The organism is Pseudomonas putida (assembly GCF_016406145.1).
GTDB lineage: Bacteria > Pseudomonadota > Gammaproteobacteria > Pseudomonadales > Pseudomonadaceae > Aquipseudomonas > Aquipseudomonas putida_E.
Map to the genome: position 1 here is coordinate 1,523,488 of NZ_CP066306.1, position 19,921 is coordinate 1,543,408.

Genomic DNA, 19,921 nt, shown 5'->3' on the forward strand with positions numbered 1-19,921 from the left:
CCATGCGGAACGTGCCAACAGGCACGTTCCGCTGGCCCCGCCTAGCCTTTGAGCAGTTGCGCCAGCCCCACCTCGATGGCGGTAGCCCGAGGCATTTCGAACCCACTGAGCAAACGCTGATTATTGGCCCTTGAATGGCGAATGTCGCCTGCGCGTGCTGGCTGATAGCTGACCTCTGGCAGCTTGCCCAGGACCTGCGCCAATGCTGCCAGGATCTGATTCAAAGAAGTCGCCTGGTTCAAGCCGACATTGATGGCCCCTTCGGCCACCGGCCCCGACTCCAGCCCTTGTACCAGCAGCTTCACAAGATCGCTGACGAAGAAGAAGTCACGGGTCTGCTCGCCGTCCCCGAATACCGTAATCGGCAGGCCTTTTTGTGCGCGCTCGGCGAAAATGCTGATGACGCCCGAGTAAGGCGAGGACGGGTCCTGGCGTGGGCCATAGATATTGAAGAAGCGGAATACCACAGGGAGCAGCCCGTGCTCGCGGCGGTAAAAGTCCATGTAGTACTCGCTGGCCAGCTTGTCGGAGGCATAAGGCGTCAACGGCGCTTTGGGCGTGTCTTCATCGATGGAGGCCCCTTCACCATTGTTGCCATACACTGCGGCACTGGAGGCGAACACCACCCGTTTCACACCGCAAAGGCGCATTGCTTCACACACATTCAAGGTGCCAATGAAGTTGCTCTGATGAGTACGGACCGGGTCGTCAACAGAAGCCTGCACTGAAGCGACCGCCGCCAGGTGTACGACACCCGCACAGCCTTTTACGGCGTGGGCCACCAGCGCGGCGTCGGCCACGTCGCCTTCGATCAGTTGCAGGTTAGGGTGTGACAGCGGCAGGTTGCTGCGCTTGCCCGTGGACAGGTTGTCCAGCACTCGTACTGCATACCCTTTGGCAAGCAGTTCATCAGTCAGGTGAGAGCCGATAAAACCGGCACCGCCCGTGATCAGGATCGGTGCTTCAGGCGTCAAGGTTGTCGACATACTAGGTTCCAGGCTCGAATGAGAGAAAGCGTTATAGGTGCCAGGCGCGGCCTCAGGCGGGTGCGCGCATGCCCGATTGTCCAGTGCCTGACAACCGGCTGGCGCGCAAATAGCGTTGAGCGGGCCGCTCGAACCACCGGTGGCAGGCCAGGCTCATGGGTATCAGCAAAGCGAAGAACAGCAGCATCATCCACGGCTGATAGAAAATTTCGCGGGAGTAACCCAGACTGTCGAACGTAAGGGCAAAGGCTATTTGCAGCGGGAAATGCAGTAGATAGGACGCATAGCTGATATCACCCACCCACCCAGTGCTGCGCAACAACCCTGGCCAGTGCAGGCCAGCGGCGGCCAGCATGGCCAAGGTGGCAGGCAAGCAGAGGCACATGACTAGGTAAGCGTTCACCGATTTGGCGAGGAGTAGCAACGCCCAAGCTCCCAGTGCCACGCTGGTACACACCAACAGTGCGACGCCGCTACCGGCCCAACGCCGCAATTGCCAAAGCATGGCGTAGGCGATGCCACCGACATAGAAGCACAATAACCCACTACCAATCTTGTAGCTGCCGGGGTAGAGCAGCAGGCCCAAAGTACAGGCCGCAGCAGCCAGCAACCAGCGCCAACGGCCCGCCAGGCAGATGGCGAAGAATGACGCATATAGCAGTACTTCTACCGAGACCGACCAGATCGGCGCATTGAACGACCAGCCCTTCTCCAAGCCCCATGCCGGCGCAAGCAGCAAGTTGAGCAGGGCGTGATAGCTGTCGTTGAAGGGGTAGACAAAATAGCTGGCGTGGCTAGCCCAATAGGCCCACTGAAGCGCCGCCACCCCGGCAAACGTAAGCAAATGTAGCGGGTAGAGCCGGCTGAAGCGATCCACAGCGAAACTGCGCAGCGATACTTTACCCGTGGCGATGCCTTGGGCGAACAGCCAGAAGAACACAAACCCCGAGATCGAGAAAAAAAGCTGCACGGCCAGGCCGCCATATTGATAAAGCGGTGTCAGTGCCGCGAAAAAAGGCTGGCGTGTGCCCTCGAAGCCCGCCGGGCTGTCGCCGACGTAGAAGAAATGTTGCCAATGCCAGAACACGACACAAAGCGCGGCGATACCTCTTAAGGTATCCAGAGTATAAAGTCGAACGGCTGGGGGCAAGGAAGCATGCATTTGCGGAATCACAGGCGGGCAAAAAAGAATGCTGTCACTGCCAGCGGGAGGCTGTCAATCTGGGGGCAAGAATCAGGACCTCGCCCATTGAGTTTTGCATGGTACACCAAGCCCCCGCCCTGTGAGAGTAGTTCTGGTGTTCACTGATCCAGACAGCGTTCTGATAAGCAATGTTCAAACGCCAGCGCTTTGCATCGCGAGGAGAAAACCTTACCATTGTCACTTCGGATCAACCCTCTCCTTCATGGAAGAATATGAATCACCTCTCCATTGCTAAAGAAGCACTGCTTGCACAAGCTAAAGCTGTAGAGACATTAGCTGAGCGACTGAATGAAAGTTTTCAACGCGCCGTCGAACTGCTGCTCTCTTGCAAGGGTAGAGCCGTTGTATGCGGGATGGGTAAGTCAGGGCTTATCGGCCAAAAAATGGTCGCTACTTTTGCTTCGACAGGCACGCCCAGTTTTTTTCTCCACCCGGCTGAGGCGTTCCACGGCGACCTAGGTATGCTGAAGCCAGTCGATGTGCTGATACTCATTAGCTACAGCGGTGAGACCGAAGAGCTAATCAAGCTGATCCCCAGCCTAAAGTCATTTGGTAATAAATTAATTTCAATAACTGGCAATGGAACTTCCACACTTGCCAAACATTCGGATATTTGGCTGGATATTTCCGTGGAGCGCGAGGTGTGTCCGAACAACTTGGCGCCTACCACCTCCACGCTAGCGACCATGGCCATGGGCGACGCACTTGCTGTTGCGTTGATTGAAGCTATTCAGTTCAAGCCTATGGATTTTGCTCGTTACCACCCGGGCGGCAGCCTCGGTCGTAAATTGCTAACTCGCGTAAAAGATGTTATGCACTCTCCAGCCCCAATTGTGGGGCGGGAAACGAGTTTTCATGATTGTCTGCTGGCAATGACGCAAAGCAGGCTAGGCCTTGCGATTGTGATGGAAGAGCAGCGGTTGGTTGGTATCGTGACGGATGGCGACCTCCGCCGTGCACTGCTTGAGAACGAACGGATTGTTCGGGAAAAAGTTGCGCAATTCATGACCGCTAAACCGCACACCATAATGGAAGATGCGCAGTTGTCCGAGGCGGAGCTATACATGCGCGAAAATAAAATTAGAGCACTCGCGGTTACGAATAGTCAGGGTGGGGTGGTAGGGGTTGTTGAAATTTTCGATTGATCCTGTCTTCAGGAAAGACGCCTGCTGAATGAATTCAGTGCTTTTGATAGCGACTTAGCTCAAGCGCTTATCACACAGGCGCAGAGGCTCTACGAAGTCCGTAGAGCCCCCAGCCTTTTATCAATCGAATAAGTCCGAGTCGCTTAATGCCAAACCAAGTTGGTCTTTTCCAGATAGGCTAGGCACAAAGTCGATTGGCCACTCGATACCGATTTCTGGATCATTCCAAGCAAGGCAGCGCTCGCTGCTAGGTGAGTAGAAATCGGTCGTTTTGTAGAGAAACTCGGCTGTATCGCTCAAAGTCACGAAGCCGTGGGCAAAGCCTGGCGGAATCCACAGCTGGTTCTTGTTCTCGGCGGAAAGCACCGCACCAACCCACTGGCCAAAAGTAGGGGAGGAGCGGCGGATATCCACCGCCACGTCGAACACTTCACCTTGTACTACACGCACCAATTTGCCTTGGGCATGTGGCGGCAGCTGGTAGTGAAGGCCGCGTAGCACGCCTTTCACAGAGCGGGAGTGGTTGTCCTGAACGAAGTCTGGTTGCAGGCCGGTGACTTCCTTGAAGACATTGGCGTTGAAGCTTTCGAAGAAAAAGCCACGCTCGTCACCGAAGACCTTGGGAGTGAACAGAAAGACATCCGGGATGGCCAAAGGAATAGCGTGCATCAGAAGACCTTTTCTTTAAGCAAGTTTTTAAGGTATTGACCATAACCGTTTTTGAGCAATGGCTGAGCAAGGCGTTCGAGTTGTTCGGCGTTGATCCAGCCGGCCCGGTAGCAAATCTCCTCAGGGCAGGCGACCTTCAGCCCTTGGCGGCGCTCCATGGTTGCAATGTACTGGCTGGCATCGAGCAGGCTGTCGTGAGTGCCGGTATCGAGCCATGCATAGCCGCGTCCCATGATCTCGACCTGCAGTTGACCTTGTTGCAGATAGAGATTGTTGAGATCGGTGATCTCTAGTTCTCCACGGGCCGACGGTTTAAGCCCGCGTGCCAGATCGACGACCTGTTTGTCATAGAAGTACAAGCCGGTGACCGCGTAGCTCGACTTCGGCACCTTGGGTTTTTCTTCAAGCGAAAGCACACGTCCGCTGTCATCGAACTCGGCAACCCCATAACGCTCTGGGTCTTGAACGTGATACGCGAAAACCGATGCACCCGTTTCACGCTCGCCGGCACTTAGCAGCAGCGATTGGAAGTCGTGGCCGTAGAAAATATTGTCGCCAAGCACCAGTGCTGATGGGTTGTTACCGATGAAATCCGCGCCAATGGTGAAGGCTTGCGCCAAACCGTCCGGGCTTGGCTGCACAGCGTACGAAAGATTGATGCCCCACTGACTGCCGCTACCCAGCAGCTGTTCGAAGCGCGGGGTATCTTGGGGGGTCGATATGATGAGGATGTCGCGAATACCCGCAAGCAGCAGCGTGCTCAGCGGGTAGTAGATCATCGGCTTGTCATAAACGGGTAAGAGTTGCTTGGAAACGGACAGCGTCGCTGGATGCAGCCGCGTCCCAGAACCACCAGCCAGAATGATCCCTTTACGATTGGTCGTGTTCATTTGTTAAGAGCTTCCATAAGCATACGGGTGACACCACTTTGCCAATCCGGCAAGTGCAGAGAGAAAGAGTTCCGAAGTTTCGCAGTCGACAGCCGAGAGTTCAACGGGCGCTTCGCCGGAGTGGGGTACTCGGTTGTAGCAATCGGGTTGATTGCTTCAACGGCAAGCGTTTCACCTTGGTCGCGGGCAAACGCGATCACATCGCTGGCATAAGCGTGCCAGGTTGTCTCGCCCGCTGGTGCCAGGTGGTAGATGCCAGCCAGTTCGGGCTTGTGCAATGCTTGCTGTAATGCGGCTACCGCAACGTCGGCCAGCAAGTCTGCACCGGTCGGTACGCCAACCTGATCAGCGATCACGTTGAGGGTTGCCCGGTCCTTCGCAAGGCGGAGCATGGTTTTAGCGAAGTTGTTGCCGCGGGCGGCGTACACCCAGCTTGTACGGAAGATGAGGTGCTTGCAGCCTGATGCCTGGATCAACTGTTCGCCTTCGAGCTTGGTTGCACCGTAGTAGTTGACCGGCGCAACAGGGTCGGTTTCCTTCCAAGGGGCCGAGCCACTGCCGTCGAAGACGTAGTCGGTGGAGTAGTGCACCAGCCAGGCGTCGAGACGCTTGGCCTCTTCTGCCATTACCTGGCTCGCCAAGGCGTTGACCGTGTGAGCAAGCTCGCGCTCGCTTTCGGCTTTATCGACGGCCGTGTAAGCGGCTGCATTGACGATTACCTGGGGTGCCACACTGCGGATGGTGGCGCGCAGGCCTTCAAGATCCGACAAATCGCCTGCCAATTCTCCGTAGGGGGTAGACGCCCGATGTCGATCGAGGGCTACGACTTCGCCCAACACGCTGAGCGCCCGCTGCAGTTCCCAGCCGACCTGGCCGTTTTTACCCAGCAGCAGAATCTTCATGCCTTACCCGCACGTGCGTTGTAATTTGTGTCGATCCATTGCTGGTAGCTGCCGCTTTTTACGTGAGCGACCCACTCTGGGTTGTCCAAGTACCACTGCACCGTCTTGCGGATGCCCGACTCGAAGGTTTCTTCAGGCACCCAGCCCAGTTCACGTTGGATCTTGCTGGCGTCGATGGCATACCGCAGGTCATGGCCCGGGCGGTCTTGCACGTAGGTCAGCAGGTCGACGTGCGGGCGGAATGCCGACTCAGGGCGCAGTTCGTCAAGCAATGCACAAACGGTACGCACCACCTCGATGTTCTGCTTCTCGTTATGGCCGCCAATGTTGTAGGTCTGGCCTACTTCACCTTCGGTAACTACCTTGTACAGCGCCCGGGCGTGGTCTTCGACGTACAGCCAGTCACGGATCTGGTCGCCTTTGCCGTAGATAGGCAGCGGCTTGCCTTCCAGTGCGTTGAGGATGACCAGCGGGATCAACTTCTCGGGGAAGTGGTACGGGCCATAGTTGTTCGAGCAATTGGTAACCAAGGTCGGCAGGCCGTAGGTACGGGCCCAGGCGCGGACCAAATGGTCGGAACTGGCCTTGCTGGCTGAGTAGGGCGAGCTTGGCTGGTACGGTGTGGTCTCGGTGAACAAGTCTTCCGGGCCTTCAAGGTCTCCGTACACTTCGTCAGTGGAAATGTGGTGGAACCGGAATGCCGCCTTGCGCGTTTCATCCAAGGAATTCCAGTACCCACGCGCTGCTTCCAGCAGGTTGTATGTGCCGATGATGTTGGTCTGGATGAATTCGGACGGGCCGCTGATCGAGCGGTCGACGTGGGATTCTGCGGCCAGGTGCATCACAGCGTCAGGCTGGTGCTCGCGGAACACCCGGTCGAGTTCGCCGCGGTCGCAGATATCGACGCGCTCGAATGCATAGCGCGTGTCTTGGTCGACCGACTGGAGCGACTCCAGGTTGCCGGCATAGGTCAGCTTGTCGACGTTGATGACCGAGTCATCAGTGTTCGAGATGATGTGACGTACAACTGCCGAGCCAATGAACCCGGCACCACCGGTTACTAAGATCTTCACGAGAGTTTTCTACCTTGAGGTTCTGACAGAGTCTACAAGCTTTGTCTGAGTCAATGCTTAAAAGCCGTCATACAAGACGCGTTTTCTAAGTGTGCTCGATAGACTCCGGTATTCGATAAGTTCTGTCAATTATTGATATTTTTTTGTGCGCTCTGGTCAGTGCGGCTATTTGAGAGGGCACTGAGAATTACAGCCGTGAGCGATGAGCTTGAGTCTGTATGGCCCCGGCTTGAAAAGCAGATACACGCGAATGAGGAATAATTCAAACCGTTCATAGCTATTTTTACCTCGTTATTTTCTGGGGTAAAGGCTTATTTAGTGATCCCAACGCTGGCTTGAAGCTGCCACCAGAGCGGATGCTGGCTGTGAAATAAGTACCCTAAATTATATCAAACACCTTCGTTAAACCTGTTATGGTCGGATACCCAAAGGGACCAAGCTCAATGTCCGAGTCAGAAATATCAATGGTATGCGACGTACGGGTTGCTGAGTAGTTTTTGTTGTGTAGAGACTGAGGGGTTTCTCTTCTGTTGATGATGGTCTGCGCACAACTAGCTTCCCAGACAATATGACTCGCAGCGCCATGGCTCCAGTTTACTAATTGCTCCAGCGCGAGCGGAATTGTGGGCTGTTTACCATCGTCGGAGATAAAAACCTTGAAGTGTGAGTGATGTGAGATTGCTGCAACATTGACACTTTGGGCGTGGCCGATTTGAGGGTTGATACTAACTATTTTGATGCCGATTTTTTCAATCTTCTCAAGGCCTGATGGGCCTAAATAGCGAAGTAGAGTATCAAGCCACACACTCTGGCCAAAAATTAGTATTGGAGTATTTTTGCGTCTGACCAGCTGGGCGGCAGAGTCGAAGATTATACGCTCTACGTCGCGAACTGCTTTGTTGAAGGAAGTGCGGGCGTCAGTATTATAGTAAAAACAATTGGTGATCATGAGGTAACCAATGTGCGATGGATGCGAGCTAGGATCGATAAATAGTCGCATTGCTTCATGCATTGGTAGTTTCAGTAGCGGTGAGAGGTCGATAAGTTTCGCAGTGGATACATTTGCTTGAATATCAGCCAAATTCCAGTGCGGATGATTGTAGGCTTTAGCTTTGATATGTCGTCCGGCTAAGCGGTCCTGTACCTGCCTGCAAAAAAGGTCCCAAAAAATAAAATGTATTTTATTGTTGAATGTTTTGTCCCAAGCAGATATGGCTGCGAGGCTTCGCTTTAGCATGAATTCATCGTTCTCTGGTTTAATGGCTTTTGCATTAATTCCAGAGTGGTTGGGCAAGAAAAGGGGTAAAGAGTCCCTTGCAGGATGAAGCGATATTTCGTTGCCGAACCGAAAGTCCCCGACCATAAGCAATATTTTGGTATCGTCGGAGCACGCTTTCTTTGTTGATTCTAGTAGTCGCTGGGACCAGACCGGTGCGCCCCCGAAGCCAATCAGGTCACTTTCCTGAGGAGGCCTTGTCAAAAGCCCGTTCTTGACATGCTGACCCCACCTGACCATATGTGATGGTCCGACGATTTTCTTGGCTTGTGCAGTATCATTAAAGAGATAGTTGAGGAACTTTTTAGATGATATAGCGCTGGGTGAGGTTATCGTTCTGAAGGCGTTTAGGAAGAGAGGGGACGGCCTCGAAACGGCATTATGGGTGTATGAGTAGAGTTGAAAGGCTGGTGCGTTTATATCTGACGCAACATTTGCCAGGTAACGTTCGGCGTTGCCCGTCAGAACTATGTCGGGACGTATCAGTTCGACCATTTCTGCATGGTAGTAAGGCGTACGCAGAAATACAACTTGCTGAAAGATTTTGGAAAGGTGTGGCAGCATCAGTCGGAAAAAAGAGTCGCCAAATATTAGAATTTTCTTGTCGGTTGTGGCTTCGGGGCTGAAATAAATATCAATTTGACCATTATTGGATGTGCCATTGCTGTTGAATTTAGTGTGGTTCCAATAGGGGTTGATTCTAATGGACTCTTGGTAGAGCGGGGGTGAAAATTTATTTCCGAGGTCGCCGGTTGTCTTTGTCTTTAGATTGATGCACTCCTGGATTTCTCGTAGTGCAACAGGTGCGGCTAAGCCAATGATGTCTAAGATTCGCGCAAGCACAACGAGGGTGCCAGAGTCTGATAGGTGAGTATCAAGCTTGTCGTATGACAAGCGACCGAGCGTTTCATTCAGAAAATCCGCAGGATAAAGAACGAGGCCTTGAAGGCCGTCCTTTCTCAAGAACTCTAAATACTTGTCGCCTAGCCTGGACATCGTTTCTATTGGGAATTCTGATGCTAATACTGACTGCTTGTCCGGGAAAATGACATGCAGGTATTTGCATTTTGCCAAGCTAGAGATATATGCGCGCCGGGAGATGTTGAGTTTGAAGTTTTCAAAGGACTCGATCGTCGGAGTGGTCTTTTCAGTTATATAGTCTAGTACTGTGTGATTGCCTCCGATCAAATAAGCTAATCCACAGGTGGTTAGCAATACATCATTGTGGATTAGATATTTTTCGGTCTGTGATGTGGATGCCATTTTGACGTCTCGCTAAAGCACTCGTCCCGTTGCCTGAGCGCTACAGGGCAACGGGATATCTGATCGATTATTTTGTAATTGAACCCAACTTACCGTTAATGACGAACATTGTATTGTCGGATGTTAGTAGTGCTATGTTGTAGCCGGAGTTGGATGTAAGGTTTCCCGGCAATTCAATCCTAAATCCGCAATTAGTCGGGAACGTGCGAATAGAGGAATTTGCAAGATTGCGCAGGTAATCGGCGGTGTCAAGCCGCGGGACTACTATATGCTTGTGCGATAGCACTAAATTATCTTTGAAGACGAGTACTAAGGCTGCCTGCCTTAGTTTGTCATCTATCGCCCAGCCTTCAATTTTCGTGTCTTTCTTTTCTTCATTAGGAGATATTACGTCAATATTGCCTATGAATAGTTTTTCAAGAACTTTAGCGGAGCCGGCAATCAGAGGTCGTCCTGCCTCTTGTGCCGTGATAGTAGCCACGCCGTTTTTGATGGTGATATTTTTGTTTGAAGCGGCCAATAACTGGAGGTTTCCGAAGATGTCACCAGGTACTAGGTCTGAAATCTCTTCGTGTATGTTTTCGCCAAGCCAGTTAATGCCGTGTTTGAATTTTTTAACCCAGTGCTCCCAGTAGGTTTCTTGGGTGGGAGTGATCTGAAGCTGCTTCATTTCCTTCAGGAAGTACAAAATATCAATAATGGGTTTGCCTGTGCCAATAGCATCCTTATTAATAAGGAAATGGCCGGACATGAAGTTGAAAAGTCGTCTTGCATGGCTTGTATTGTCAGGGATGTCTGCAAGTTTGCGAATATCTGCCAGGCTGACTTTAAGTCTGCCGTTGATGTCATACATCGCATCCCCTAGAATTAGCGCTCTTTTTCCTAAAAGTAGAGCTTCATATCCTACTGAGCTATTGATGGTGCATACAAACGCCGCTTGTGATATGAGGCGAAGTGATCGCGTGATTGTGACTGCACGATCCAAGATTGTCACATTTTCAACGAATGTACGGGCGTAAATTAGCGCTTTTGTTTCTTCAATCAGATTATAAGGGCGGCTTAGTGACCCAGGATGAGGCTTGATGATTACGTGATAACCTTGTTCGGTAAACGCTGGTAGGACTTTTTCGAGGAAATCAAGAGGTCCCTCGAAGTCTGAGTTTTTGATGGTGTTGAGGTCGTCCGCGAGTTGTAATGGAATATAGATGTAGGGGAACTTTGTTGATGCGCTTATTTCGTCAGGTACCGCGGTGTATGGCACATCAATAATGCCAATGCCATCAGGATTGTTCTCGAATCTGCTCTTAGGGCCCAGCCAAGTTTGTACGGGGTAGTTTTTCAGGGGCAAATTGTCAATGTTAGCCTGTCTCACTGCAGCGTTGCCATTTGTGCCTGCAGTATCGAAGTACATTGTTTCAACGAATGGGCCTCGGGTTGGGCCTAACTCGCCATGTAATACTATAATGTCATTTGCTGTGCAGAACTTGCGGACAGCCCCATTCTCTGACCATAAAACTATCGCCTCGAAGGGGTATTTTTTGTAGATTCTTTCTAGTATTGATAAATAAAGCTCTGAAGCCTCGCCAATACCTTTTGTTAGCTCTATCCAGGCACTGATGTTATCTTTTCCCCAGGCTGATTTGTAGTTTTCGATCTCTTTCGATTCGATGCCTGTAGGTCGCTCGCAGATCATTGAGCCCTGAGAAACTTTGCTACAGATCAGATCGATAACAGCATTATTGGAGAAAACGCGCAGGTCGAAAGAGCTTGAATCAATTTGTTTTAACAGTGATTCGGCTAAATATGTTCCTATACCCGAAAATTCTTCGAAGCTATCGCGGACAGGATGGGGCTCGATGTAAAGGAGGATTTTCATTGCTCAATAAACTCGCTGATCCATTTGGCAGTTTGCTTGTCCGAAGAAACTTCAGTATCTACGGACCTGGCTGCGTCTTCTAATTCATTCTCGGAATGAGTAATAGGCTCTAGAAGAGCTTGTTGCCATTCTGCTGAGGTCCTGCACTTTCTCAAAAGGATGGATTCGAATCGATCAATGTCGGGAATCGGGCTGCCAATCACTGTACAACCAGATAAGGCCGCCTCAAAAAACTTGAGGCCGCTTTTGCATTGATTAAATTCAGTCTCCTCCAAAGGGCCAAGAACAAATTTGCTTTTGGCCATTAGGTTGGGGAGTTCGTGAAATGCGACGTAATCAGCCTTATATATTTGATCCGCGTATCTAGTTAAGGAATTTGGAATTTTTACCGGGCCGGCTATCATAAGTTTAAATGATGAGTCAGATGCCAGTGCCCTTTGGAGAGGCTCCTCAATCATCTGCAAATCAGGGTTGTGTGAGGCTGTGCCGGGAAAGTAGGCGAATGTGTAAGGACGATGAGAGATTGGGTTTCGCTCCCTCACCATTTCTGAAATGCCGGCAAAAGTTGGATCCACACCGTTATGTATAACAACAGATTTTTTTGCAGAGAAAAGCCTGGACAGATAGTCGGCTAGCGGGACAGTGGACGAGCTAAATTGAGTGAATAGAGAGGCCGCACCAGCAATCTTGGCTAGGCTCTTACTTACGGTTGAGACGTTTTCTGAGCGAGTTCTAACTGCTGGGGTTTCGATGGCATGAATTACGCTGAAATTCAGGTCGTCGAAGTCAGCAATAAGCCTCTCTGTAGGCATCGATAAAATGAATTCAGCCAGTTCAGCTGTCAGAGCCGGTCGGTGAAATACAAAATAATCATAGTTAGAAAACAATGATGGCTGTTTTTGGAATATGGCTTGTGTGGTGCACGCAGTAGGAAAGCCTTTCGCCGAAAGACTTTGAGCGAAATTAAAACACCGATATCGTGTTGACGGGTCGTAATAAGGTCTCGCATGTCTTGAAGTGTTTGATACGAAAAGTACTGATGGATTTTTCATTTTCTTTTAACGTTACGTCCAAGGAGGCTCATTAGTGTTCTGGCTGCGAAGCTTCACTTGAGTGAAGTTCTGCTGACTAATAGAGCTTTTGATGTTAAATGCTGTTTGCGTTTTTTTACTGAATAATGCTGCATGGCAAGCCCGCCATAGGGGCCGCTTAGATAGTCTGTGCTAAGTGAGCAGTTATAAAAAAGGTCCGAGTATCCAGCTTGGGTCCAGCGGCCTATAAAATTACGCTGCTCACGCTGAGCTCTATTCATTTTTTCTGGTGTTTGGTCCTTTCCTCTGCTGGCTGACTCAGCATGAATCAATTGCGCGAACGCGGTCCAAACCACGTGCATGCCCAACTGTCGGATGCGTAAGCACAGATCCACATCATTGAACGCTACCGGAAAGGCTCTTTCGTCTAAACCACCCACTTCTTCGAAAATCTCTCTGCGCACTAACATGCATGCCGCAGTAACTGCGCTTTGCTTACGAGTGATTTGATTCAGCCCGAGATAACCAGCGTCACGCTGTTCGAGATTGTTACCAGTGTGCGCCGCCAGGCCGTTAATGCCGACAACAACTCCACCATGTTGGACCATGCTATTCGGCCAAAGTAGTTTCGCGCCCACAGCGCCGACACCCGGTCGGTAAAGTTGCGCTACCATTTCTTTCAGCCAGGCACTTTTTTTAACCTCGATGTCATTGTTGACGAGGCCGATCACTTCACCCGTGGCAATGCTCGCCGCACGATTGTTGATGGTCGAATAGTTAAACGGGTAGGGGTGTGCCAGTACGGTCACGCCGCGTGCCTTGATATCCTCGAAATAAGACAAGGTGTCGGGGTCGCTCGACTCATTGTCGACAACAATGATCTCCAGGTTTGGATAATCTGTGTCGTTTAACAACCCTTCAATACACGCGTGCAACAGCTTGAATTGGTCCCGGGTGGGTACGATCAAGCTCACCCGCGGCAGTTGCTCTGGCAGAGGCCAATGCGCCCTGAGCAGTGCGGGGTAGTCCTCCACAGGGCTCACTGTCGTGCCGGGGGCCAATTCTTGGCAGAGCCACTCGATGGCACGCAGTCGTTCGGACGATGGCTCTGCCTGCTCGGGGCTGGCTGGCGCGTTGTTGGTACGGTGGTAAAGCACTCGGGGCAAGTGCACCACACTCGCGTTGCTCTCTTGGGTGGCCAATGCAATCGCGGCAACCAAGTCATGCCAGCCTACCGCAGATTGTTCGGCACGCGCTGTCAACAGATTCAATGCCTGCTTGATGATGTCTGCGCCGAATATTGCTCCTGGAGTGAAGATATCCGCACCGATGAAGAGGTCAATGTCCCACACTGGCTTCAGCCAAGGGAGGCTGCGCTCACCTTGTGGGCCGTCACGATCGCAGTCTGCAAATGCCCAGGCACTGCCATCGTCCAGCAACGCACAAAGGTGCGCGAGGGCCAACGGGGCCAAGCGATCACCTGCCGCCAAAGGTAGAATTCGATCACAACCCTCTGCCAACAATTGCTGCACGGCGGGTGCCAAATCGGTAGGGGAGGCGATGGCGACTTGATGTACGTCTGCACGGTCTGCACCCAGGCTTTCAAGGCTGGCCTTTTCCTGCTCGCAATCCCCTGCGCTGATGATCAGCAAGCCGACCTTGCCTTGCATGGCAGGCTTTTCCAGGCCTTCCAAGCGCTGGAACGCCTCGAACCACTGCGGGTAAAGATGCCACCCTGCGCTTTTGGGCAAGCGCATTGACTGCTCTTTGGCCACTTCAGTGAGCAGGGCGATGGTTGCCGGATCCTGCTTCGCATCCAGCTGCCGAATCAAACCCTCTACCCCTTCCGGCCAGCAGCACAGGCGAATCGGGCTGCCGGCAAGCGGTTGCCCGCGATCATCGACTACATCCAGCACATGTACCTTGCCATCGGCCATCTCCCACGGCAGGTCAATGGCAAAGCCGTGATCACTGGTATCGCGATACGCCAGTGCCTGGTTATGCACATTGCAAGTCGCAGTGCAGATGACCTGATTCCCTTCGCGCACAGTCACTTCAACATGACGGCGTGGTGATTGCGGGTCCCATGACCAGCCACCTACGCGTAGACCCCCGGTGTGCCACACCTGCGAGGTAATGGCCGAAGCTTCCTGGCTGGGAGCAGCAGGCAAATGTACCTGGCCTTCCAGCTCGAATGCCTGGTTGGCGATGCGTGCCGTAATCAGTCGCGCTTCGTCCAGCCAGCTTTTGCGCAGCTGAACGGTGAACCCATGGAACTGATCACCCACTGGGGCGAGTGGTTCGTATTGGTCTGCACGCGCCAAGGCGACGGTCGCGCCGTCGATGAACACTTCCACCACCGGGCGCAGTTCCGGGTGGGCGGTATCGATTGCCCAGCCTTGCAGCACGTCCCCCTGCAGGCCAATGATGGCCCCGGTGTAACCGTTAAGTTGGACGGGTTGCTGGCCCGCCTGGGGCTTTTCCAAGAGGTCTTGAGTCATCAGGCTTGGCTCAGTGAAAAGGGTAGGGAGGTGGTTGGGCTCGCCCCGGCTTCGGCGGCCAGCGGGCTTGGGCTCGCAAACAGCGGGGCGGCCAGTTCGTCGGCCAGCAGCGCTGCCTGCCAGTCGGCGCCGGGGGCGTCATCCAGGCTTAGCACGCCGCCACAGCCTGCAGCTACGGCGCGTTCGGCCAGGCTGAAACCGTGCAGGCCCGGCAGCCGGTAGACGGCGCCCGTAGCCTGGAGTGCCTTAAGCCAAGGGCTGTCGTCTTTGGCCAGTAGTACGAGCGGCAACTGGTCGCTGATGATCTGCCGTGCCAGGGCCAGCCAGCGTTGGGCAATTGCTGGGTTGCTCAGGCTGTCGCCAATCAGCAGCACGCGTGGCGTATCTGCCGAGACTGGTGGGTGTTCGGTAGGGCCTGGCAATACGAGGTTCGCCTTGGGTAGGGCCCTGGCGTAGTCGCGGTGCAAGGTTTGCCATGGCAGTTGTACGCTTGTGGCATTGTGAGCGAAGTGCTGCCAGTCGAACGCTTCATCCTGGCTCAGCAGCCGGCTATCGCGGCAGATGATGCTGTAGGGCATGCCCAGAAGGGCAGGCAGCTCGCACAGGGTAACGGGGCAGCGCGCCAGTTGCTGGTAAGCGATACCGTTCAGCGGCAGCAGGCGCAGTGCCTCGACCAACTGGGGGTATTCGCCCGGCAGTTCGAAGTCGAGGGTCAAGGGCAGTGGCTGCAGTGGGGCTTGCAGGGTCGCCCAGGTGCGATGGTGCTCATGGCGCCAGGCGAGGTTGAATGCCGCGTCGCTGTGTGAGCCGTTGTGGATGTGCAGCGTTTCGCCGGGGCTGGATGTTGCGCATTGCTTGAGGGGGGATGGGGCGGCTGAGGGCCTCATCGCCGGCAAGCCGGCTTCTATAGTGGGCTGGCGGGGTTGGGTTGGCCAGTGGGCTTGGCGGGCATCGGGGGTCAGGCTGGCCAGCTTGGCCAGGCGCGCTTTTTGTAATGCTTGGCGGGCCGGTTTGATCGGGTCGCGCAGGCAGAAGGTGTTGTAGCGGGCGGAGGCGTCTGGGTAGCGTTTGCGCAAAATGGCGTTGTTGTGCGCCACGCGCAGGGCCTTTTCGGCGCCGAACGAGATGCCGCCCTGGTGCGCCACGAACACATTGGGCGCGCCCATGTGCCGCCAGCCGTGCTCGCGGGCGCGCAGGCACCAGTCGGTTTCTTCGCCATAGCCACGCGCAAGGTGGACTTCGTCCAGATAGCCCACCTGGTCCAATGCCTCGCGCTTAATGTACAGGCAAAAGCCACAACCGGTTTCTATTTCCATTGGCGGGCTGTCGGTTTGGCGGGCCAGGTCATCCAGTTCGGCTTGCGCTTTGGGGCAGGGCATGGCGTGGCTCACCCGGCTCTGCGGGAAGCTCATCAACTCGCCATTGTTGGTGAACGGGGTGACCGAGGCGATGCTGGCATCGCTGTAGGCCACCTGGCGCAGGCGGTCGAGCCAGGCGCCATGCACGCGGGTATCGGCGTTCAGCCACACCACGTCCTTGTTCGGGCTCAGGGCCATGGCGCGGTTCATGCTGCGGATGAACCCAAGGTTCACGGCATTGTGCACCAGGGTGATCTTACCTTTGGCGGCCAGCACTTTGAGTGCCTTGGCCAGGGCGGGCACGGGGGTCTGGTCTTCGATCACCACCAGCCGGTGCGCGGTGCGGTTGAGCTTGCGCGCCTCCAGTGCGCTGTTGATGCATTCCAGGGTTTCGTTGAGGCCGTCATACACGGGGATCAGCACGTCGACTGGCTGCTGTTCGCCGCCGCCGTTCACGCTGGCGGGCGGTACGAATGCCGGCATCGCGAAGACGGGGCTGCCGAGCAGTGCAGTGCCGTTGGCGAAGCGCAGGTGTACGGCCGCAGTCGGGTTCGGCACGCTCACCCGCAAGCCGCCATGGGTGGCAGGCAGCCCGGCGGCGCTCAGCAATGGGTGCTGGGCAGTGGCCTGGGTGTCGAACTGCTTGCCGTTGGCTTCGATTTTCAGTGCTGCCGGTGCCTGCAGGTTGGCCAGGTCTACGGCCCAACCTTGTATCTCCCGCTGCTCGGGCAGGTAGCGCACCACGCCGACCGTGCCGGGCGCGTCAGGTTGCGCGGCCAGCAGCTTAAGCACTTGTGCCAGTTCCTGGCCGGTGTGAATGTCAGGCAGGTGGGCAAGCACCATGCGGCGCAGTTCGGCGGGAGTTTCCGATTGGCTGCGTGCTTGCCACAGCGTCATGCGCAGGGCGAGGTCGTTGGGCTGGGTTTTCCAGGCCGTGGTCAGGTAGCGCGTGGCGAGTTGGAAGTGCTTTTGCGCCAGCAGGCTGCGGCCGATCAGGGCGTGGATGTCCGCCCGGTCGGGTAGTGCCTTGGCGGCATTGGCAAAGAATAAAAAGGCCAGCTCAGGCGTTTGCGGCAATGCCGCGATGCCTTTCCACACCAATGCTTCCGGCCGGTACTCGGCGGTTTGCATGGCACGCTCGAGTGCAGCAGCCGCTAGGCCCTGCTCGTTGGCTTGGCGATGGCGGTGGAACATGTCCATGAGCGTTTCTCGCCCATGGTCGAGGTGTCTGGACATAAGCTTGGCTTGGCTACAAAAAATAAAAAGAGGGGCGACCCGAAAGTCGCCCCCTTTTGCATGCACCCCGCCTTGCGGCGGAGTGAATGCCTGGCTACAGCAGGGCTAGTTACACCTGGCCGTGCAGTACAACGACGTTGTCGATGTTTGCAACAGCTTCGTTGGAACCAACGATGCCGATGGCCACGTCGGCGTGCGAAGCGCCTTGGGCGATCTGGGCAGACCAGTAGTCCTTCTCGCCTTCTTCCGAAGCACGGTCCAGAGCGGACTGGTACAGCGACTCGATGAAGTCGTTGTTGGCTTTAACGCCAGCTTCGTCCGAGGTGACGATGTCTTTGGCAACATCGGCACGGCTTGCGCCGTTGAACAGCGAGGATACCCAGAAGTCCAGGTCTTGTTGCTCAGCTTCGCGGCCCAGTACGTTGGTGTACAGGTCACGGATGAAGTCGCCGTTCGAAGCGTCCAGGGTCTGAGCTTCGCTGGAAACAGCGATAGCAGCAGCCACGTCAGCCAGCGAACCACCGTTGGCCAGCATGTCGGTCCAGGTGCTTGCACCCGAATCGTCAGCAGCACGGCCCAGCAGCGCCTGATACAGCTCGTTCACGTCGGTAGCGTTGTTGGCGCCGGCGTATTCGTTCGAGTTCAGGAACTCGTTGGCGATGTCGGTCAGCGAAGTGCCGTTGTTGACTTGGCCAACGAAGGACTTGGCGCCTTCCAGGTCTGCGTCACGGTCCAGTACGCCTTGGAACAGGCGCAGTGCAGCGGCTTCAGCATCGCTGTAGGCCAGAGCAACGGTCTCGACTTCTTCGCCGTTGACGAAGGTCAGGAACTCGGCGTTCGAGATCGAGGCAGTCTGGTTGCCGGTCAGGGTAACGTTGAAGTTGGCGTTGGTGGCGAACGCGTAGTCATCACGCGAGCCGTCCAGCTGAACCACGTCGTAGCCAGCGCCGGTGTCGACGATGTCGGTGTGCTCTTCACCGCTCAGCACGACAGTGTCGTTGCCCGAGCCAGTTTTGACGTTGTTGTTGCCAGCGCCAGCGATAACGGTGTTGTTGCCGTTGCCGGTCACGATGGTGTCGTTACCGTCGCCGCCGTCGATGAAGGTGTTCTGGTCGCCATTGACGGTGATTACGTCGTTGCCGTTGCCAGTGGTGACAACCAGGCCGATTTCGGCGTTGGCGTCAGCGGCTACAGCTACGTCGGCTGCCAGGGCAGCGAAAGCGGCTGGAGCAACGTTGCCCGACTGGCCTTGCAGGGTGACGTTCAGGCTGGCATCGCTTTCCAGGATGTAAGCGCGAGCGCCGGCAGCTTCAGCTGCGGACAGGTCCAGAGTGAGCAGGTCGGCGGCAACACCAGCGATTTCGCCGGTAACAACGTCTACGGCGCCGCCAGCTGGCAGCTCCAGGTTCACGCCGTCGAAGCTTGCAACGTTAACGGTTGTGCCTTCGGCTTCCAGGCCCAGCAGGGAGCTGATCGCGTCAACAGTGCTGTCGGACAGGGTGGTAGCGGCCAGGAAGGTCTGGAACTCGGTGGACGAGACGGGGCTATCGTATTGCATGGTGTATTCCTGTTACTTCAAGCCAATTGGCTTGTTGCACTGAGGTTCTGCGGTTGCGCAGAGTTTTCCCACGGAGACTTAGAGCGGGCAGCGTTCATCTTCGTAACGGGAGTAACGGCGATATGCAGCGCCACCAACGGCTCGTTGCCGGTGGGGCCATGCATCATCTGATTGGCGAGCAGGCGTTGTGGCTCGGCATTGCCGAACACGATATGGCCTGTCAATTCGTAGTGTTTGCGTTGTGGCCCGACCAGGCTGAAGCCCACGCAGATCAGCGGCAGGCCTTCGCCTCGCGCGCCAACGAAGGTGCCGGTGGACACATTACGGCTGGGGCCGGAGCCGGCCACCATGCAGGTGTAGAGCAGGTCGACGCCATCCGGCTTGTTCGGCCAGTTGATAGCGAAGCTCTCGATGAATTCGTCGCTGCCGGGCGTGCCGATGCGGCCTTCGCTGGAAACCACTTCGCCTGTGTGTTGCAGGTGCGCGGTGAGCTCGAAAGCGGTGGGGCCAGCGGTTGCGGTAAGGGTTGGGGCTGGTTCGCTGCTGGCCACCACGGCAAAAGTGCGCATGATGGCGGGCGAGGTGTCGATGCGGTCGATGCGCAGGTCGACCGGGTCGATCACGTCGTCGAACATGTGGTATTCGGTGATCAGTACGGTGGTCACGCCACCTTTGACCCGGGCCACAATGGTGTCGCCCAGTTTGGTCAGCATGTTCTTGCTGACGCCCTCTGCAGGGAAGAAATCGATCGAGCCTTTGCCTAGCGGTGCTTGTTGAAGCGCGATGCACACAGGTTTGTCGGCAGGCGGCTGCGAGGCATATCGAAAAATGTACATGCCCGGTTCCAGCAATGTAACGCGGGAACTGATCTTCAAGCCATCGAGGGGCTGGGAAGGCATAGACATGGCGTTGTTAAGCTCCTTTTAAACGAAACACCGGTAGCTAACTTGCTC

General features: G+C 54.9%; 14 protein-coding genes. 1 reads left to right on the forward strand and 13 read right to left on the reverse strand.

What is annotated here, in order from left to right; genetic code table 11:
• Positions 1-41: 41 nt before the first annotated feature.
• Both JET17_RS07035 and JET17_RS07040 read right to left on the reverse strand, forming a co-directional pair.
• Positions 42-986 (reverse strand): NAD-dependent epimerase/dehydratase family protein, encoded by a 945-nt coding sequence (locus JET17_RS07035; RefSeq protein ID WP_012313303.1) that lies wholly within the window; start codon positions 984-986, stop codon positions 42-44.
• A 52-nt stretch (positions 987-1,038) separates the two neighbouring features.
• Complete coding sequence (locus JET17_RS07040; protein ID WP_012313304.1) at positions 1,039-2,148, reverse strand: acyltransferase family protein; 1,110 nt, start codon at positions 2,146-2,148, stop codon at positions 1,039-1,041.
• A gap of 254 nt (positions 2,149-2,402) precedes the next feature.
• On the opposite strand from JET17_RS07040, the gene JET17_RS07045 reads away from it, so the two are divergent.
• Entirely contained in the window at positions 2,403-3,335 is a 933-nt protein-coding gene (locus JET17_RS07045) for a KpsF/GutQ family sugar-phosphate isomerase (protein ID WP_012313305.1), read from the forward strand.
• Positions 3,336-3,455: 120 nt separating this feature from the next.
• Here JET17_RS07045 and rfbC read toward each other — a convergent pair whose 3' ends face one another.
• The 11 genes from rfbC to JET17_RS07100 all read right to left on the reverse strand — a co-directional run bounded on the left by rfbC (position 3,456) and on the right by JET17_RS07100 (position 19,867).
• Positions 3,456-4,004, reverse strand: a complete 549-nt coding sequence (rfbC, locus tag JET17_RS07050; RefSeq protein WP_012313306.1) for a dTDP-4-dehydrorhamnose 3,5-epimerase — start codon at positions 4,002-4,004, stop codon at positions 3,456-3,458.
• Positions 4,004-4,894, reverse strand: coding sequence for a glucose-1-phosphate thymidylyltransferase RfbA (rfbA, locus tag JET17_RS07055; RefSeq protein WP_012313307.1), 891 nt, complete (start codon positions 4,892-4,894; stop codon positions 4,004-4,006). The genes rfbC and rfbA overlap by 1 nt, the downstream gene beginning before the upstream one ends.
• Positions 4,891-5,796, reverse strand: a complete 906-nt coding sequence (rfbD, locus tag JET17_RS07060) for a dTDP-4-dehydrorhamnose reductase (protein ID WP_012313308.1) — start codon at positions 5,794-5,796, stop codon at positions 4,891-4,893. Before rfbD ends, rfbA begins: the two co-directional genes overlap by 4 nt.
• A complete protein-coding gene (rfbB, locus tag JET17_RS07065; protein WP_012313309.1) occupies positions 5,793-6,869 on the reverse strand; it encodes a dTDP-glucose 4,6-dehydratase in 1,077 nt (358 codons plus the stop codon). Before rfbB ends, rfbD begins: the two co-directional genes overlap by 4 nt.
• A 379-nt stretch (positions 6,870-7,248) precedes the next feature.
• Entirely contained in the window at positions 7,249-9,408 is a 2,160-nt protein-coding gene (locus tag JET17_RS07070) for a hypothetical protein (RefSeq protein ID WP_012313310.1), read from the reverse strand.
• Between the two features lie 67 nt (positions 9,409-9,475).
• Entirely contained in the window at positions 9,476-11,284 is a 1,809-nt protein-coding gene (locus JET17_RS07075) for a GT99 family glycosyltransferase N-terminal domain-containing protein (RefSeq protein ID WP_012313311.1), read from the reverse strand.
• Positions 11,281-12,336 (reverse strand): glycosyltransferase family protein, encoded by a 1,056-nt coding sequence (locus tag JET17_RS07080; protein WP_012313312.1) that lies wholly within the window; start codon positions 12,334-12,336, stop codon positions 11,281-11,283. Before JET17_RS07080 ends, JET17_RS07075 begins: the two co-directional genes overlap by 4 nt.
• A 53-nt stretch (positions 12,337-12,389) precedes the next feature.
• On the reverse strand, positions 12,390-14,816 hold the full coding sequence (locus tag JET17_RS07085; RefSeq protein ID WP_012313313.1) for a glycosyltransferase family 2 protein: 2,427 nt from the start codon (positions 14,814-14,816) through the stop codon (positions 12,390-12,392).
• The gene (locus JET17_RS07090; protein ID WP_012313314.1) at positions 14,816-17,374 is read right to left on the reverse strand and encodes a glycosyltransferase family 2 protein; all 2,559 of its coding nucleotides are present in this window, start codon (positions 17,372-17,374) and stop codon (positions 14,816-14,818) included. Before JET17_RS07090 ends, JET17_RS07085 begins: the two co-directional genes overlap by 1 nt.
• Before the next feature lie 145 nt (positions 17,375-17,519).
• On the reverse strand, positions 17,520-18,968 hold the full coding sequence (locus tag JET17_RS07095; RefSeq protein ID WP_012313315.1) for a DUF4214 domain-containing protein: 1,449 nt from the start codon (positions 18,966-18,968) through the stop codon (positions 17,520-17,522).
• Between the two features lie 17 nt (positions 18,969-18,985).
• Positions 18,986-19,867, reverse strand: coding sequence for a hypothetical protein (locus tag JET17_RS07100; protein WP_042111247.1), 882 nt, complete (start codon positions 19,865-19,867; stop codon positions 18,986-18,988).
• Between the last annotated feature and the right edge of the window lie 54 nt (positions 19,868-19,921).

Bases quoted from the DNA above. Each gene is read 5' to 3' on its own strand.
- JET17_RS07100 (WP_042111247.1), bottom strand. From the start codon at position 19,867: ATGCCTTCCCAGCCCCTCGATGGCTTGAAGATCAGTTCCCGCGTTACA.
- rfbC (WP_012313306.1), bottom strand. From the start codon at position 4,004: ATGCACGCTATTCCTTTGGCCATCCCGGATGTCTTTCTGTTCACTCCC.
- JET17_RS07090 (WP_012313314.1), bottom strand. From the start codon at position 17,374: ATGGACATGTTCCACCGCCATCGCCAAGCCAACGAGCAGGGCCTAGCG.
- JET17_RS07095 (WP_012313315.1), bottom strand. From the start codon at position 18,968: ATGCAATACGATAGCCCCGTCTCGTCCACCGAGTTCCAGACCTTCCTG.
- rfbD (WP_012313308.1), bottom strand. From the start codon at position 5,796: ATGAAGATTCTGCTGCTGGGTAAAAACGGCCAGGTCGGCTGGGAACTG.
- JET17_RS07085 (WP_012313313.1), bottom strand. From the start codon at position 14,816: ATGACTCAAGACCTCTTGGAAAAGCCCCAGGCGGGCCAGCAACCCGTC.
- JET17_RS07070 (WP_012313310.1), bottom strand. From the start codon at position 9,408: ATGGCATCCACATCACAGACCGAAAAATATCTAATCCACAATGATGTA.
- JET17_RS07080 (WP_012313312.1), bottom strand. From the start codon at position 12,336: ATGAAAAATCCATCAGTACTTTTCGTATCAAACACTTCAAGACATGCG.
- rfbA (WP_012313307.1), bottom strand. From the start codon at position 4,894: ATGAACACGACCAATCGTAAAGGGATCATTCTGGCTGGTGGTTCTGGG.
- JET17_RS07040 (WP_012313304.1), bottom strand. From the start codon at position 2,148: ATGCATGCTTCCTTGCCCCCAGCCGTTCGACTTTATACTCTGGATACC.
- JET17_RS07045 (WP_012313305.1), top strand. From the start codon at position 2,403: ATGAATCACCTCTCCATTGCTAAAGAAGCACTGCTTGCACAAGCTAAA.
- JET17_RS07075 (WP_012313311.1), bottom strand. From the start codon at position 11,284: ATGAAAATCCTCCTTTACATCGAGCCCCATCCTGTCCGCGATAGCTTC.
- JET17_RS07035 (WP_012313303.1), bottom strand. From the start codon at position 986: ATGTCGACAACCTTGACGCCTGAAGCACCGATCCTGATCACGGGCGGT.